Raw genomic sequence first — 15,479 nt, 5'->3', positions numbered from 1 at the left:
TAAGCTGACTTTTCGTGTATAATATACAATTAAAACCAGCTTAAATATATATACTTTATTTACAATAACAAATAGGAATACATATTTATTCTTTCGATTAAATATTTACAAACAATTGCCTTAAAGCATGCAAATTTGAATCAATTAGCATCCGTTTACAACGTAAGGTTAACACCAAGGCAGATATTACTGAAATTAACAAGCGCTTGAACCAGCCTGCAAAATTCCGAAAAGGAATTGCATCCATAACGGATATGGCTCAATTCGAGCCCTTTGTTTCGATAAAGGAGGTTAGCCGTGACGAGCCTTTGCGCGTTTCATTGATTAACTACCATAATTATCAAGTTAACGAAGCCATATCCGGTACATTCCTGGAGTTTTGCAGGAGTAAACAAATAGCTATACAAAAAGCTAATTACTCGCCGGAGCTCATAATTTTCAGGCTTAGTAATATTACACAAGATTCATTCGAGGAAATAAAGGACTTTGAGGCGTTGGAAACGATCACTCAGATGCCAAAATATTCGATGAGTTTAGATGAGCTGACTCCAATAAAAGACGAACCGCAAATTAAGATTAAAGAGCCACAAAAGATCGAACCTACCCGGTTGTTGGGGTACTCGATTCGGGAATAAAAGATATACCCCACTTAAAACCATGGATATTAACCGACCGTTTTTTGAAGATTCCTGCCGTAGAATTGATCCTACTCACGGCACATTTGTATCAAGTATCGTTTTGTACGGCGATGAGTTTCAAAACGAAGATTACATTGGGGCTGATGGTTGTTACCTGTTTGACGCTACCGTATTTCCGGATCTAAAAAAAGAATCCATTGAGGAGTTTGAACTGGTCGAGCACATCAGGGAGGCTATGGTGGGGATAGTTAAAAGATCAACCTATTCTTGATGCGGTACTTTAATCAGCTGTGCGGTAGTATCGACCGTACGTTCCTACTTTTAAACACTATCCGCCTGAGTACAAAAGCGATTATTTAAACGAAGCTTTCGCAACTGTGCTTGATGATTGATTGTGTATACCACCCCGGATTATTGGATTTACGGACATCATCACCAGAATATTCCAGAATTTAAAATAGGCCATACCAAAATGCTGACAAATCAATTTGGCTACGTTCAACACAATGAAAATCTAAACTATAGTAATGCTAAGTTTATCGAATTATAGCAATAATTGGTTCCTGCTACTATCTTCAATAGCACAAAATAACTTAATGTGATTTTCTTAGCAATAAAAAACGTACTAAAACACACGCAAACTGTTAGACCTATGTTAGATCCAACAAAAAAGGACTTAGATTTTTCAATCATAAGTCCTTGATTTTCAAGTCGGGATGGCGGGATTCGAACCCACGACCTCCAGCACCCCATGCTGGCGCGATACCGGGCTACGCTACATCCCGATTAAATATAGCCGGATTGCAAATATAATTGTTGTTGCTATAATTCAAAATGCAAATGCCCTTTTGAAGACTTCTACTTTAATAAGATTATGGTTGCAGGCAAAAAACGTCTAATAAGAAGATTTCATTCTAAGTAGTCCCGCTATTTCTTAATAATCTTTATCTGATTCGCTGTTACACACGGGCTCCGCCACTATTCGTTACCTCGCATGTCGGGTAGCGTCCGGCATATTTACTCAATGTCAGGATAGGTCATAAAAGATGAAATCGTATGGAATTTCTTTATGGTTCGGGTATTCGCTCCTGATTGTTATTGCTTATAGCATACTATCTGCATTAAAACAAATTTAGTGTTTTGATTTTCGGACAAATCTGTCACGGTCTTCATAATTGGCTTTGTAAATAAGCCACAGGTTAAGTTGGTTTCTCTAAAGTTTATAATTGAAATGTTTTATACTAATAGGTAATATTTTCTTTACATATTATAAACTTTAGATATAATTTCAATATTTGTTCAAAACCTGACCTCGTAACATGAAATATCTTAAACTTAAATCTTTTCCTAAAGTCTTGTACCCAATCGCTATTGTGTCTGCGATTATGCTATCCGTAAATAGTTGTAAAAAAGACAGCGACGGAGATTCCGCCCATCAAATAAGCGACCCGGCGATTGTTCAGGCTAAGGCCTGGTATGAAAATGCATTCCCGGCGAATAGCAAAATGGGAGTTCAGTCAATACAAAATAGTTCGGACGTTAGTCAGCTAATAAGACCAGCATGGCAGAATGGGAGTACCTACCTGCGTGCAGGACAGCAAGTCCTCGAAATCCCGATTGATCCGAATGTAGAGTATCATGCTGAACTGAAAAACATGAATTCTGGAAAGGTCACCGAGCAGTCCAAAAGCCGCAGTTCCTTCTTATTATTAAAAAACGGAGAAAGCTACGATGCTTATGTGATGACTGTGATCGCAGACCCAGCTTATTTAAAAAATGACCTGAGCAAACTTGATCGGAACAGGTACAATAAGCGCGACAGTGATTTTTCCGGAACAGTTTTATACAGTACCCCGAAAGGCAAATTTATAAGCGGTTGGTTTTATAAGAATGGCCGAATTCTCAAAGCTATGTCAACCACTTCTGGTCCATCATCTCACAAGGGTAGCCAGGCTGTTCAAAGCGTACAAACTAATAAATTACAGCAGGATTGTACTGACTGGTATCAGATATCGGAGGTAAACGGAGAGGTCGTAGACGTTAAATATTTAGGAGCGACTTGTGATTGGGTAGATGGGGGCGGAGATGGGGGAGCACCATCAGGTTCCACAGGGAGTGGTAACGGCAGCGGCGGCAGCAATCCACCAAGTCAGCCTTGCCCGGGAACGAATGCTACCAAATTACAAGTGCAATCGACCGGTGACCGTTTAATCCTTGATAAAAATGTACAGCAGCCTCCAGGCGATGGCGATGGAACTTTCCCTCCGCCAACATATCCACCGGATCCACCGGCTTCTCCATGTGTAGTGCCGCCCCCACCAGTGCTTTTTACAGTGAGAACAGATAGCCTGGCGAAGTATTTTCCATGTGCTACTAAATTGATTATTGATCAATTGGCAAGTATCGGCGTATATACCAATCTGGTGTCTCCATTTATAACATCGCAAAGGCCTGACCTGGTTTGGCAAAACGCTAACCTTGACTGGGCCGTTTCTAAGCCAAATAGTACTGAGTTAACCTATAAACTTGGGCAAACCCAGCCTCAGTCTTCCGGTATCGGTCAAAGCGCGACAATCACATTAAACACAAAGATGCTTCAAAATAGTTCGAGGTTATTAATTGCTGCAACAATCATCCATGAAACCATGCATGCTTATATCAACTACGGACTATCGACTGCCCAGGATAATGCATCCCAGGGATATACCGATTTTACAAACAACAACTGGCTTTTATCTATAGATCAATGGTGTACACTCGATGGTTTGCCTGCCAATTATAGCAACCATCTGGTCATGCTGACTAATTACTTTGATCAGGCGGTCGGTGCCTTGAAAACATGGGATAAATCGGCTCATACGGACGCAGAATATGCCAGTGCAATGTTATATGGCTTAAATACTTCCGATCCATCAGCAACGGCGACAGAAACAGCTACTTTACAACAGGCGTATGATGCTATTAAAACAAAATACTCGCTAACAGATGCGCAGTTAAATAGTTTTTATAACAGTTCTTTGAACTCAAGTGATAAATTACCCGGAAATTGCAACTGATTGACTTATGAAATACTTTTTGATCGTAATACTTTGCCTTAACATTTATAGCGCTTCTGCTCAAAAGGTAGCCAACAATATCGATACGGTTTATTATTTGCTGGATACCGCCAATACAACGCTGAAAGATAGGATGTGGGATGTCGGGATAGAATCACAGTATAAATACTTTACTGTCAAATGCCCATGTCTCAAATACAATAACGAACCAACTTTTGTATATAATTTAAAGGATTCAGGCCAGAGTATTAATAATGCTTCACTATCAAAGATCAGGATGGTCAGTCTTCCCACGCTGATCGATTTTGCGAAAAAAACAACAGATCTCACTGCTCAAACGCTATATGTATTCTATATAATAGAGATAGGGAAGGGCAATGAGTACATTGTGCACAAAACAAGATTGTTAACTCCGCGAAAAAGAGAGGCCAGTGTAGATTTTGAAAATGTAACACCAATGCCGGATAAAAAACGCAGGAATAAATAATGATATTTTAGTGATGATGACATGAAGCTGCAAATTATAACTACGCGGTTAAATGAATTAATGAGGCGCTGAACAACATGCGGAAGACTTAGCGCTTTAAACGGATTGAAGTGAAAGCGCCAGGCTGATTAAAGCGTGACGTTTGCTGATAATAAGCTTTATCTATTTACGCTTAAGCTGTTTCTTTATCTTTGTAGGCTACACTAAAGGTACTATTTATGATGGAATATGCTGTTAGTATTCTCTCCATAGTTCGCATGACTGTTACTTAAACAGGCTCTATCCCGTTCAATAAACTGACAAGATCTTGTCAGTGTTCAATTTTTAAAAACCGGGTGTTCAACGTTTAAAAATGAAAATTCATAACTCATTGATTTCCAGGGCTTCTTTGTTTAGGTCGGCTTTTAATACATTTTGGCCAAAATGCAAGTGGCTGGCAATCAGTGGTGTTTTTTATGGAAAGATGGCGGGTGTTCACACTTTTAAAAATTGAACACTTGTAAACCGGCCCGGGAACGGAACCTCTAAAGCACAATCACTTCTTCACTACGGTTCGGTATGGGTAAGTGCAAACGTCCCGGATAGTTTTTCGGGCGTTCTCTGCTCGTTATATTGAACCTTAGCTGTCGATTTTATCTCCCTGGGCCGGCCGCTGTTTAATGGGTTAATGAAATAGCTCATTGAAAAATCGGCGCCGGTTTTAAATGACCTTTCAATGGCATCTATAACCGCCTGGCGATGCCGGGGATCAACAACAATAATAGCCTCATTTAAAATTGGTTTTGTGTTTTCAGGAAACCCGTGGACTTGTAATCCATATTCAGAAAGCGTAAGCTCCCGGCTGCTAAAATCCAGCGACCAATCCCACTGGCTTTGATTGCCAGCTATTGGTAATTCAAGGGGAGCCGATATTTCAGATAATTGATCATTTAGCCCGCCGGCCATTTCTTCATTTAAAGTAGTGTTTGTTTCGTGTAAGGTGTTTTTATCGGCAATATCTGCAACGGGCGCAATAAGCTCATCTTTTTCACCCGGTATATTTCCGGTTAAGGGCAGCTTATAACTTTTCTTTCGGCGGGTTAAAAAAATGTTGATATATAGAAGGCAAAATATGGTAACATAAAATAAAATATTTTGCCAAACGCCGCCTACACTAAAATAGTTCAATATGGGGGTATTGAGTTGGTTCGGAATCATGATAGGATGGCGGCTAAATTAACGCAAGGTAATAATTAACTATACGCTTAACAATCCGTGAAAACACCCTTTTTTATGTTAATTTATATTGCGGCAATTAACCCGAGGTTAATTTTATACAGAAATTTTAAATAAATAATCGTACTTGTTATTTGCGGGCCAAATCCTGGTTTTTCTCGCTAAAGTCGAAATTTTTGCTCCGCTGTTTTAGCAGAGAAATTTCTGCAGGTACAGATATAATTTTTGGCTAAAAAAGCAGTTCTATATTTTACTGTAAACCTTTTAAATTATTGGCGGGGCCTTTAAATCAGCGTTATTTTAATATCTGCGGGTATGGCAACGCACCATCTGTATGTAAAAAAGCATTTGCCGGGTTATCATGGTTATAATTGCTGTGCTAAATGATAATTGTGTGCCGTTTATGAACCGGGGTATCCTTGTTATTTTATTGACTGCTATGTATCTTGTTAGCGCGCTTAATAAATTATGAACAGGTCATTTATATATAGCTTAAAAGTTTGGTTGCTGATGGTGATCATAGCGCCATTACTGCATCTTGTACTGTCATGGTTTATTATCGAGAACCCTGAAATAAGCCTTATCGAAGAGATCCGGAAAGACTATATCATTTTTGCAGATATAGTACTGCTGGTTACTATTCCCTTTGCCTTTGTATTTTGGGTTGCCGTATACTCTTTATCAAAAAAAAGAGCTCCGTTTTATATAAAACAGGTTTTAACCACAGGGATACTTATAATTACCACGCTCCCTTTTTTTGAATTACTTTTTGAAAAAAACGTTTCGGCGGTATCTTCCATAGCAGTAATTATATTCCCATATTCAATTACCGGGATAGCCGGCATCTGGCTGCATAAGCTCGAACCCGCAGAGGTTGAGGAGGAGGAAACAGTTGAGGAACAGGAGTAGGATTGTCCCGGGTTTTTCCTATCGTCATTGTTTAAAGCCAGGTGTTACCCAATAAAGTGCGGGAATCAACTTTTATTGTCATAAACAATTAACATTTTATTATTATTGCTTTAATTTTTAACTTAAACCAACGCGTATTATATATAATACATGGCTTTTGCGTTTAATAAAGCATGTGTATTTAATGTTTTTCCACCTGTAGTATGGCCTCGACAGAAAATTATGAACTTTTGCTTGGCAAAATCAATACTTTCACCCGGAAGTATTATTTCAATAATTTTCTGCGCGGATTAATATTTTTAGGTGCCGGCCTTTTCACAGCTTACGTGGTTATAACACTGAGCGAATATTTCGGCAATTTCAGCATCCTGCTGCGTACCATCCTTTTTTACTTCTTTATCCTGCTCAATACGGTGCTTATTTGCTGGCTGGTTTTACCATCATTATTGGCCTGGCTTAAACTGGGCAAAACCTTAACGCATGATGAAGCGGCCGAAATTATAGGCAAACATTTTAACGATGTTCATGATAAGCTGCTCAATACCCTGCAGCTTAAAAAACTGGCTGCCGAAGATGAAAGTCATCGTGCGCTTATCGAAGCCAGTATCGATCAAAAGATAGAAGCGCTTAAACCTGTAAGTTTTCCATCGGCCATCAACCTTAAAGAAAATACCAAATATTTAAAATGGGCGCTTGGTCCGCTGGGGGTAATTATCATTATTGCTTTGGCGGCGCCTTCTGTATTAACCGAAAGCACTAAAAGGCTGATCAGGCATAACGAATATTTTGTGCCTGCGGCCCCGTTTAAATTTGTTGTATTGAACAAAACGCTTTCGGTTGTTCAGGGCAATGATTTAAAGCTCGACCTTAAGCTGGAAGGCGATAAGCTACCGGCAGATGTTTATGTTGAAATGGGCGAGAACACGTTCAAACTTGATAAGGATAACATCAGCCGTTTTCATTACCAGTTTAGCAACCTGCAGCAAAATACCCGTTTTAAATTATCAGGAAATGGGTTCAGTTCTGCTGTTTACGAAATTAAAGTAAACCAGAAACCGGCACTGCTTCATTTTGATGTTGAATTGAATTATCCGGCCTACCTCCATAAAAAAAATGAAAAGCTGCTTAACGCCGGAGATTTGACCATCCCTGCCGGCACAACGGTGAACTGGCAATTGCATACCCAGTATGCCAGCGCCCTTATGTTTGATATGAACGGCCAAAGTCATCCCGCCGTGCAAAACGGAGCAGACGTATTTGAACACAGCGAGAGGGTGCTGAAAAATTCAATCTATAAACTTTTGCCGGTTAACGCGCAGGTGAACTATAGCGATTCGGCCACTTACCGCATCAGTGTTGTTACCGACGAAGCGCCTTCTATCTCTGTTGATGAAAAGCCGGATTCGGTAAGCATGAAAGCGTTTTATTTTAACGGGAAGATCCAGGACGATCATGGCTTTTCGTCGCTTACATTTCATTACAGTATTGAAGCCGCAGGTAACAGCAAAGCCAAAGAGTTTACCAAAAAGGTTAATGCCGACCTGGCTCAAACGCAGGCCGATTTCTTTTACTACTGGAACCTAAAGGAAATGGGCATCAACCCAGGCGACCATGTAAGCTATTATTTTGAGGTTGCCGATAACGACGAAGTGACCGGCCGCAAAACAGCCCGTACTGCAAAACATACACTAAATGTACCTGACAGCAAGGAGATTAACCAACAGTTAAACGCCGGATCAAAAGCAATAAAAGAAAAAATGGCTTCGGCTATTAAGCTGGCCGGGCAGGTTGAACGTGACGCGCAAAAGTTAAACCAAAACCTGCTGAACAAAAACACGCTCTCATTTGATGAGAAAAAGCAAGTGGAAGACCTGATGCAAAAACGGAAGGACCTGGAAGACCTGGTGAAAGACATCCAGGCCGATAACAAAAAGAATTTATACAACCGGCAGGAAAACCAGCAGCAAACCGAGGAGATCAAGGCTAAGCAAAAGCAAATAGAGGACCTGTTTAATAACGTGCTTGATCAAAAAACAAAAGAGCTGCTGCAAAACCTGCAGCAATTGTTAAACGAGCAACAAAAGGACGCTACCCGCGATGAATTATCCAAAATGCAAATGGATAATAAATCATTAAAAAAGGAATTGGACAGGGTATTGGAATTGTATAAGAAGTTGGAATTTGAACAAAAGCTCAATCAAAACCTCGATCAGTTGAATAAACTGGCCGGTGAGCAGCAGAAACTATCTGATCAAACCAAACAACCGGGTGCCGATCAGAAGAACCTGCAGCAACAGCAGGATAAACTGAAACAGGACTTTCAGGATGTGAAGAAAGGGTTTGATGAGCTGCAGAAGGCCAATGACCAGTCCGAACGTAAATCTGACTATCAAAATCCCGAAAAAGAAACCAAAGATATTGAGCAGCAGATGGATCAAAGCGCGGGCGATCTGCAAAAAAAGGATAATTCAAAAGCTTCAAAATCGCAGCAGCAGGCAGCAAAGCAAATGAAAGAGCTTGCCGCCAAAATGCAAAAGGATAACGACGAAGGCGAATCAAAAGAGAATGCCGTTGATGCGCAGCAGCTAAGGGAATTGTTAAAGAGTTTGGTTAACAGCTCGTTTAACCAGGAAAAGTTAATGCAAACGCTCAAAAACACCAACCCTACAGATCCATCGTATGTTACTTTATCGCAAAGCCAAAAAGATATCAAAGACAACCTGAAAACAGCCGAAGACAGTTTGTATGCCCTCAGCAGGAGGATACCACAAATCCAATCGACAGTGAATAAGGAGATTGCCGGTATCAACGACCATATTGACCAGGCCCTTGAATTTTTGGGCGACAGGCGCACATTGGAAGCAAACCGCAACCAGCAATACGCCATGACATCCATGAATAACCTTGCCCTGATGCTGAGCGAAGCCCTTGAGCAAATGCAAAAAATGATGAACAAAGGCGGTAAGGGGGGCAAGGGCAAACAGCAGTCGATATCGCAGCTGGCAAAAATGCAGCAGCAGCTCAATCAGAATATGCAAAAGGCCCGTGAGCAGATGCAGCAGGGAAACCAAGGCAAAAGCCAGCAAGGTAATAATGGTAATATGAGCGAGCAGTTTGCTAAAATGGCACGCCAACAGCAGATGATAAGGCAGGCTTTGCAGCAAATTGACAGGGACGAAAATAAAGACGGGACAGGTGGATTGGGCAATTTGGATAAAATTTCGAAAGAAATGGAACAAACCGAACGTGATCTCGTAAACAGGAAGATTACAGATGATGCGCTGAAAAGGCAGCAGCAAATACAAACCCGGTTATTGGAGGCCGAAAAGGCCGAGCAGCAACGCGAACAGGATCAGCAAAGAGAGAGTAATGCGGGTAAGGATTTGCCGCCGGGATATATAAAGGCACTGCAGGGGTACCAGCAACAAAAAGCAAAACAAACGGAGCAGATCAGAACGGTATCTCCGGCACTTAATTTGTATTATAAACAAAAAATAAAATCTTACTTTGATCAACTTAATGCCAAATAATATGGAAGAGGCAAATGTTCAAACCAGCGAGCTATACACGTTGCAGCTGCCGTCAAACCCGGAGAGCATAACGTTGCTTGAGCAGCTGATAGAAGAAATTGCTGATAAATATCATGTTGAGGAAGACACTTTTGCCAACATGATGACTTGTCTTAACGAAGCGGTTATTAACGCCATTATGCACGGGAACAAGCAGGACGAGACTAAAAAGGTGATTGTTAACGCCGAAGTTGAACCCAAGCGTATTATCTGGACTGTTACCGATGAAGGCCCGGGCTTTGACTATAATAACCTTGCCGACCCCACGGCTCCCGAAAACCTCGAGAACCTGACCGGGCGCGGCGTGTTTATCATCAAGCACCTTGCCGATCAATGCATTTTTAATGCATCAGGTAATGAAATTGAACTTCACTTTAAAATCTGATGCCCACTATTAATTTTTTTGAAGAAGACACAACCTTTAAGCCAAAACAAAAAGCGCAGTTAAGACAGTGGATCAGGGATACAATAGTTGCCGAGGGCTTTAAACTGAAAGAGCTTAATTATATTTTTTGCTCAGATGCCTACCTGCTGCAAATAAATCAGCAATATCTTGATCATGATACTTTTACTGATATCGTAACTTTTGATAATTCGGAAGTAGAGGGGGATATTGTTGGCGATATTTTTATTTCGATTGACCGCATCCGTGAAAACGGCGCCAAATTTAAAACCGGAGAAACCGATGAGCTGCACCGCGTAATTATTCATGGGGCCCTGCACCTTTTGGGCTACACGGATAAAAGTGTTGTTACAAAACAAAAAATGACACAAAAAGAAGATGAGTACTTAGCTAAAAGAAATTTTTAGCCTTACTTTTATACTGGATTATTAAAAATCAATTGTAAAAACCATGAAAACACTGGCACTCATCATCGCCTTATTATTTGCCGCTGCACCTTCTTCAGTATATGATTTTAAACTGAAAACTATTGATGGCAAAGATTTTAGCCTTGCTAAATACAAAGGCAGAAAAGTATTGATTGTAAATACGGCTTCAAAATGCGGCTTCACCAAACAATATGCCGATCTGGAAAAGCTATCTGAGCAATACAAAGGTAAGCTGGTTGTAGTAGGCTTCCCGGCCAATAACTTTGGCGGCCAGGAGCCGGGCACTAACCAGGACATCAAAACCTTTTGTAAAGAAAACTTCAACGTAAAATTCCCGATGAGCGGCAAGGTAAGCGTTTTAGGTTTGGATATCGATCCGTTATTCCAATACCTGACAACTGCCCCCAACCCTGATTTTACCGGCGATATCAAATGGAACTTTGAAAAATTCCTGATAGACGAAAATGGTAAGCTGATCCACCGTTTCAGGTCGCAAACCACTCCATTATCTGAGGATATCACAAAGTATTTAAACTAAGGTTTTGCCTTTTAAGGCATAGCGTACCGACGGTAGTGCCGGTTAACAAGATAGTTTTGAATAAAGTAAAAGGGTAAATGACCAATTGGTTGTTTCCCCTTTTTTGTTAAAAACAGGATTGATCTTTTAGGCGGGCGTTTGTAAATTGTGCAGAGGGGAATGACAGGGGCTAACGCAGCCAGGGAGCGGCTAATTTATAGTAATGATAAGGTTTAGGCATTAAAACCACTAAAGAGGGAAGTTAATTTAAACATAGCCTTTTAGTTTCTTTATGTCGCTAAATTAGCCTTAACCATTAAGCGCTGCAATACTGAAAAAGTAGTATATCAAATTGCGCGGAATTTATTAATCGCTTCTACTTTGTTTTGTACCTGCAGCTTGATGTAGGTATTGCGAATGTGTTTTTTAACGGTACCGGTAGTAATTTCAAGGCGATCGGCAATTTCTTTGTACTGGAGGCCGCGCGCCAGGTGGTTAAGTACTTCAACCTCGCGCTCTGTGAGGTTTTCGGCGGCAACAGTAGCCGGTTTTGCAGCAGCAGTATTAAATGATGCGATGACCCTGCGTGAGATATAGGCGCTCATGGGCGAACCGCCGGCCGCGATTTCGGTAATGGCATTCCTGATCTCATCGGCCGATGATTCTTTGAGCATATAGCCTGTTGCGCCGCTCTTTAGCGATTCAAAAATATTGGTATTGTCGTCGTTGATGGTACACATCAAAAATTCGGCATCCGGGAGCAGGGGCTTGGCCCGCCGTATAAATTCAATGCCCGACATGCCTTCAAGGTTTATGTCAACGATAAAAATATCGGGTTTAAGCTCGTTTATCTTTTTTAATACGGCTTCGGCATTAGCGTATGAGCCCATCAAACTTACGCCGCTCATATCATGAATAATCTGTTCCAGCCCGCGCCGGTAATGTAAATTATCCTCTAACAAAATTATCTGGAGCATGCTTACGGTCAATATAAAATGCTAATTTCCTAAATTATGCCGGCTTTCTTTATACCTATTATGGGGTAGTTTAAAGGTTTAGTTTAAGGCTGATGGATGTTCCTTTGCCCGGGGCAGTATCAATTTTTAGTTCGGCATTCAATCTTTTTGCACGTGCGTAAATATTACGGATCCCCATGGTTTCGTGTTTACGAACGTCGGGGTCAAAGCCCCGGCCGTCGTCACGGATACTGATCTGCAGCCGGTTTTTGTAAAGGTTGATTTCCAGAAATGCGTTTTGGGCCTTTGAATGTTTGACAATATTATTTAAAACCTCTTTCACAAGGAGGTATACCTGGCGCCTTTTTTCGCCGCTGATGGTAGCCCCGGTTTCGCTAACCGAGGCATTTACATGAAGGTCGGTCTTGCTGTATTCAAATATTTTAACGGCTTGTTTATGAATAAAACCGGCCAGGTTGCTCACCTCGTCATTTTCAGCATCGAGGCTCCAGATAATCAGCCGCATTTGGGTAGCTATATCTGTAATAGCTTCATGAATGGCATCAATCTCCTTAAAAGCAGGCTGATCGGCTACTTTTTGGCTCAGTAATTCAGTTCGCAGCTTAATGCCGGAGATGCTTGCCCCCAAATCATCATGCACCTCACTGCTGATGCGCTGGCGTTCACGCTGCAGGGCAAGGGCATTTTCATAGTCCTTTTTTTGCAGGCCGATGATGGACTGATAATATTTTTGTACCAGCAAAAAAACGATGATTATGGCACATAGAACAGCCACAATCTGCAGCCATAGCTGCTGGTACCATAAAGGTATAACGGCAAATTTAAAAATGAGCGGGGGGCTTAACTGGTTAAAGCGATCGGCAGCCACCGCTTCCAGTTCATAGTTTCCGGGGGGGAGCAGGTCGAACCGTTTTTCGCCGGATGGAGCAGTGCTCCAATTTTTGTCGACACCCCTGAGCCTGAAGCGGTATTGTATTTTACCCATGCTTTTGTAGGATAGGGCAACACAGTTAAATACAACGGGCCGGCCGTAAGTAAAGCTGTTTTGAGTTCCGGGTATTCCGTCATTAATCAATACCGGCCTGGGCAGGCCCGTATTCCCTAAATTTTGAGTAACAGCTATGCCCTGATCGGTGGCTATATAGTAATCATGGCCATTCTGTACTACATCGGCAACGTTATCTGAGGGGAGCCCGTTACTGGTATTGAGCAAGCTTATGCGGTAATTGTGATAATTATTACTGAAGCTGATAATGCTTACGCCATTTGCGGTACAGGCCCATAGTGTATTGGCATCTGTCCATACCAGTTTACGGATGTCGGCGGAAGATATAGCCGGTACGTTGAATTGAACAATTTTTTCGCCTTCCAGCAAAAACACTCCCTGGGCTTCAGTACCTATTGCACATACTTCATTATTTGATGCCAGGCATTTAACAATATTTATCCCTTTATCAGCCAGTATCCTGACATAGGCAATATCCTTAGTGGCGGGTGTAAACTTGTATAACCCATAAAGTGAACCTACCAGCATGTTGTTTTTATACCGGGTAAGAGATGTTAATCTTAAATTTTCAAATGCATAGCCTTGCGTACGTTTGAGCTGACCTGACGATACAAGAACGGAATTTTGTGAAATAAAGCACACTTCTTTATCGGGCCGTTGAGCAATTCCTTTTATAGGGCCAATGAAGTATTTTACAGGGTGCCATGATAACGGGTTGCTATTGGACACATCTAACCCGAATAAGCCGTTATCGGTACCAATCATGAGCCTGTTGCCAGTAATTGTGACCAGGCTGGTTATCCGGTTAAAATCAGACCTGTCCTGCTTTATAGTTATGCTGCCTAATGGCGGAATTGGGTTTACACCGAGTTTTATGTAATTAAGTACACTTAAAACATGCCCGGTAAAAAGATAGCCCCCGGCAATGCCCAGTTTTAAAACATCCTCATTTGTCAGCCCGCTTTCTTTGTTAATAACTTTTACTTCGGGATTGGTACTTAAAAAAAAGCCTTTGTCATAACTGCCAAACCATATATTATTTTCACGGTCAATAACCGTAGCAGTAGTGATGTTATTGTTAAGATAATTTTTCCGTTCGCCGGTAAGATAGTTTATAATGTATGTCCCCTGCTTTACCGTTGTAACGGCAACAGTATTTTTACCGGTTGGGTAAACTGAAGTTACATTGCCGGTAAAATAGATTTTATTGAGCGGGGTAATCCCGCTTTTTTGATACTGGTAAACCTTTACCCATTCCTTGGTTATCAATAACAAATGATTTTGCTGTATAGCTAATCGGTAAGGTTTGGTATTGTTTTTGGCTGTTTGATAGCTTAGCTGCCCGCCCGAAAGCTCTTTTTCGAGCATGTTAAGGTCGTTTTCAGATAGGATAAGCTCTTCTCCGCCAGAACCATAAACATACCCGCCTAAATGCTGGATACTATGTCTTCCCGATTTTAACTCATCAAAATGATATACCTTGGTACTAAGGGCGTAATTTACGCAAAGCTCGTTATACCTGTTAAAAAAGAAATTGGCAAAAGGCAATACCCATATTTTTTGCGGCGAATTAAGCTTATGTATAAGTCCGTCTTCATAGTAACAGAACCGGTAGTTGTTACAGTAAAAAAAAATCCGGTGGTAGTTATCCTCTGCTATCCGGAAACACTCATTGCTTTCAAGCCCATCGGTCGATGTAAAGTTTTTAAAGTGCTGACCATCAAACCTGCTCACGCCTTTATCCGTGGCTATCCAGATAAAGCCCCTGCTGTCCTGCATTAAATAATTAACCCTTGAACTGGGCAGGCCATCAGGTGCATTATAGTTTTTCAGGTAAACTACCTGGTAGGGAGTGCTGGCGTATACGCCCGAAAATAAAAATTGAGTTAATATTAAAAGTTTAAAAAAAAAGCTTTTTAACGGCATTTTATTATTGGTATCAATTTTAACATCGCTGCCTTTTTAACATATACAATGATACGGTGTATGGCTTTGTGCAATTATATCACCTGATAAATATAAAAAGAAATGCTATTGTAATTAATATCCATCTAAATATAAGCAGCCCCGCTTGTAAACATTTATTATATAAGTATCCGGGCTTATGCCTGGCACACGCAGTATGTGTGTATCCTGGCCGTTCTGATTGTGGGGATAACACCAGCCCCTGCTTAAGCTATTTTCAGTAGCAGTTATTTTTTGTAAATAAAACGGTCTCTAATTTTATGGCAGTGGCTAAAGTGATGAGGCAATACAAATCTTTAGTTAAAGCAA

Annotated in this window: 12 protein-coding genes and 1 tRNA gene; 9 read left to right on the top strand and 4 right to left on the bottom strand. The window is 41.0% G+C overall.

Annotated features, from left to right (window positions below; all coding sequences use genetic code 11):
- Window positions 1-254: 254 nt before the first annotated feature.
- Both SNE26_RS23010 and SNE26_RS23005 read left to right on the top strand, forming a co-directional pair.
- The gene (locus tag SNE26_RS23010; protein ID WP_321556215.1) at window positions 255-635 is read left to right on the top strand and encodes a hypothetical protein; all 381 of its coding nucleotides are present in this window, start codon (window positions 255-257) and stop codon (window positions 633-635) included.
- Window positions 636-657: 22 nt separating this feature from the next.
- Complete coding sequence (locus tag SNE26_RS23005) at window positions 658-909, top strand: hypothetical protein (protein ID WP_321556214.1); 252 nt, start codon at window positions 658-660, stop codon at window positions 907-909.
- A 440-nt stretch (window positions 910-1,349) separates the two neighbouring features.
- On the opposite strand, the gene SNE26_RS23000 is transcribed toward SNE26_RS23005, so the two are convergent.
- Window positions 1,350-1,423: transfer RNA gene (locus tag SNE26_RS23000), tRNA-Pro, on the bottom strand.
- Between the two features lie 534 nt (window positions 1,424-1,957).
- Between SNE26_RS23000 and SNE26_RS22995 the strand changes: the two genes are divergently transcribed.
- Entirely contained in the window at window positions 1,958-3,694 is a 1,737-nt protein-coding gene (locus SNE26_RS22995; protein ID WP_321556213.1) for a hypothetical protein, read from the top strand.
- Between the two features lie 7 nt (window positions 3,695-3,701).
- Window positions 3,702-4,181: a hypothetical protein gene (locus SNE26_RS22990; RefSeq protein ID WP_321556212.1), complete on the top strand. Its 480-nt coding sequence runs from the start codon at window positions 3,702-3,704 to the stop codon at window positions 4,179-4,181.
- Between the two features lie 546 nt (window positions 4,182-4,727).
- Here SNE26_RS22990 and SNE26_RS22985 read toward each other — a convergent pair.
- On the bottom strand, window positions 4,728-5,378 hold the full coding sequence (locus SNE26_RS22985; protein WP_321556211.1) for a hypothetical protein: 651 nt from the start codon (window positions 5,376-5,378) through the stop codon (window positions 4,728-4,730).
- A 486-nt stretch (window positions 5,379-5,864) separates the two neighbouring features.
- Between SNE26_RS22985 and SNE26_RS22980 the strand changes: the two genes are divergently transcribed.
- The 5 genes from SNE26_RS22980 to SNE26_RS22960 all read left to right on the top strand — a co-directional run bounded on the left by SNE26_RS22980 (window position 5,865) and on the right by SNE26_RS22960 (window position 11,243).
- Window positions 5,865-6,305 (top strand): hypothetical protein, encoded by a 441-nt coding sequence (locus SNE26_RS22980; protein ID WP_321556210.1) that lies wholly within the window; start codon window positions 5,865-5,867, stop codon window positions 6,303-6,305.
- A 203-nt stretch (window positions 6,306-6,508) separates the two neighbouring features.
- Window positions 6,509-9,835, top strand: coding sequence for a DUF4175 family protein (locus tag SNE26_RS22975; protein WP_321556209.1), 3,327 nt, complete (start codon window positions 6,509-6,511; stop codon window positions 9,833-9,835).
- Between the two features lies 1 nt (window position 9,836).
- On the top strand, window positions 9,837-10,259 hold the full coding sequence (locus SNE26_RS22970) for an ATP-binding protein (RefSeq protein ID WP_321556208.1): 423 nt from the start codon (window positions 9,837-9,839) through the stop codon (window positions 10,257-10,259).
- The gene (ybeY, locus tag SNE26_RS22965; RefSeq protein ID WP_321556207.1) at window positions 10,259-10,684 is read left to right on the top strand and encodes an rRNA maturation RNase YbeY; all 426 of its coding nucleotides are present in this window, start codon (window positions 10,259-10,261) and stop codon (window positions 10,682-10,684) included. The genes SNE26_RS22970 and ybeY overlap by 1 nt, the downstream gene beginning before the upstream one ends.
- 43 nt (window positions 10,685-10,727) lie before the next feature.
- Complete coding sequence (locus tag SNE26_RS22960; RefSeq protein ID WP_321556206.1) at window positions 10,728-11,243, top strand: glutathione peroxidase; 516 nt, start codon at window positions 10,728-10,730, stop codon at window positions 11,241-11,243.
- Window positions 11,244-11,569: 326 nt separating this feature from the next.
- Here SNE26_RS22960 and SNE26_RS22955 read toward each other — a convergent pair whose 3' ends face one another.
- Together SNE26_RS22955 and SNE26_RS22950 are read right to left on the bottom strand one after the other, a co-directional pair.
- Window positions 11,570-12,199: a response regulator transcription factor gene (locus SNE26_RS22955; protein ID WP_321556205.1), complete on the bottom strand. Its 630-nt coding sequence runs from the start codon at window positions 12,197-12,199 to the stop codon at window positions 11,570-11,572.
- A 70-nt stretch (window positions 12,200-12,269) separates the two neighbouring features.
- Window positions 12,270-15,131, bottom strand: coding sequence for a histidine kinase (locus SNE26_RS22950; RefSeq protein WP_321556204.1), 2,862 nt, complete (start codon window positions 15,129-15,131; stop codon window positions 12,270-12,272).
- Window positions 15,132-15,479 lie beyond the last annotated feature (348 nt).

This window comes from Mucilaginibacter sp. cycad4 (assembly GCF_034263275.1).
GTDB lineage: Bacteria > Bacteroidota > Bacteroidia > Sphingobacteriales > Sphingobacteriaceae > Mucilaginibacter.
This window is presented reverse-complemented; position numbering and strand designations above follow the sequence as displayed.

Coding starts and splice junctions, on each gene's coding strand:
- SNE26_RS23010 (WP_321556215.1), top strand. CDS start 255: ATGGCTCAATTCGAGCCCTTTGTTTCGATAAAGGAGGTTAGCCGTGAC.
- ybeY (WP_321556207.1), top strand. CDS start 10,259: ATGCCCACTATTAATTTTTTTGAAGAAGACACAACCTTTAAGCCAAAA.
- SNE26_RS22950 (WP_321556204.1), bottom strand. CDS start 15,131: ATGCCGTTAAAAAGCTTTTTTTTTAAACTTTTAATATTAACTCAATTT.
- SNE26_RS22970 (WP_321556208.1), top strand. CDS start 9,837: ATGGAAGAGGCAAATGTTCAAACCAGCGAGCTATACACGTTGCAGCTG.
- SNE26_RS23005 (WP_321556214.1), top strand. CDS start 658: ATGGATATTAACCGACCGTTTTTTGAAGATTCCTGCCGTAGAATTGAT.
- SNE26_RS22975 (WP_321556209.1), top strand. CDS start 6,509: ATGGCCTCGACAGAAAATTATGAACTTTTGCTTGGCAAAATCAATACT.
- SNE26_RS22990 (WP_321556212.1), top strand. CDS start 3,702: ATGAAATACTTTTTGATCGTAATACTTTGCCTTAACATTTATAGCGCT.
- SNE26_RS22995 (WP_321556213.1), top strand. CDS start 1,958: ATGAAATATCTTAAACTTAAATCTTTTCCTAAAGTCTTGTACCCAATC.
- SNE26_RS22985 (WP_321556211.1), bottom strand. CDS start 5,378: ATGATTCCGAACCAACTCAATACCCCCATATTGAACTATTTTAGTGTA.
- SNE26_RS22955 (WP_321556205.1), bottom strand. CDS start 12,199: ATGCTCCAGATAATTTTGTTAGAGGATAATTTACATTACCGGCGCGGG.
- SNE26_RS22980 (WP_321556210.1), top strand. CDS start 5,865: ATGAACAGGTCATTTATATATAGCTTAAAAGTTTGGTTGCTGATGGTG.
- SNE26_RS22960 (WP_321556206.1), top strand. CDS start 10,728: ATGAAAACACTGGCACTCATCATCGCCTTATTATTTGCCGCTGCACCT.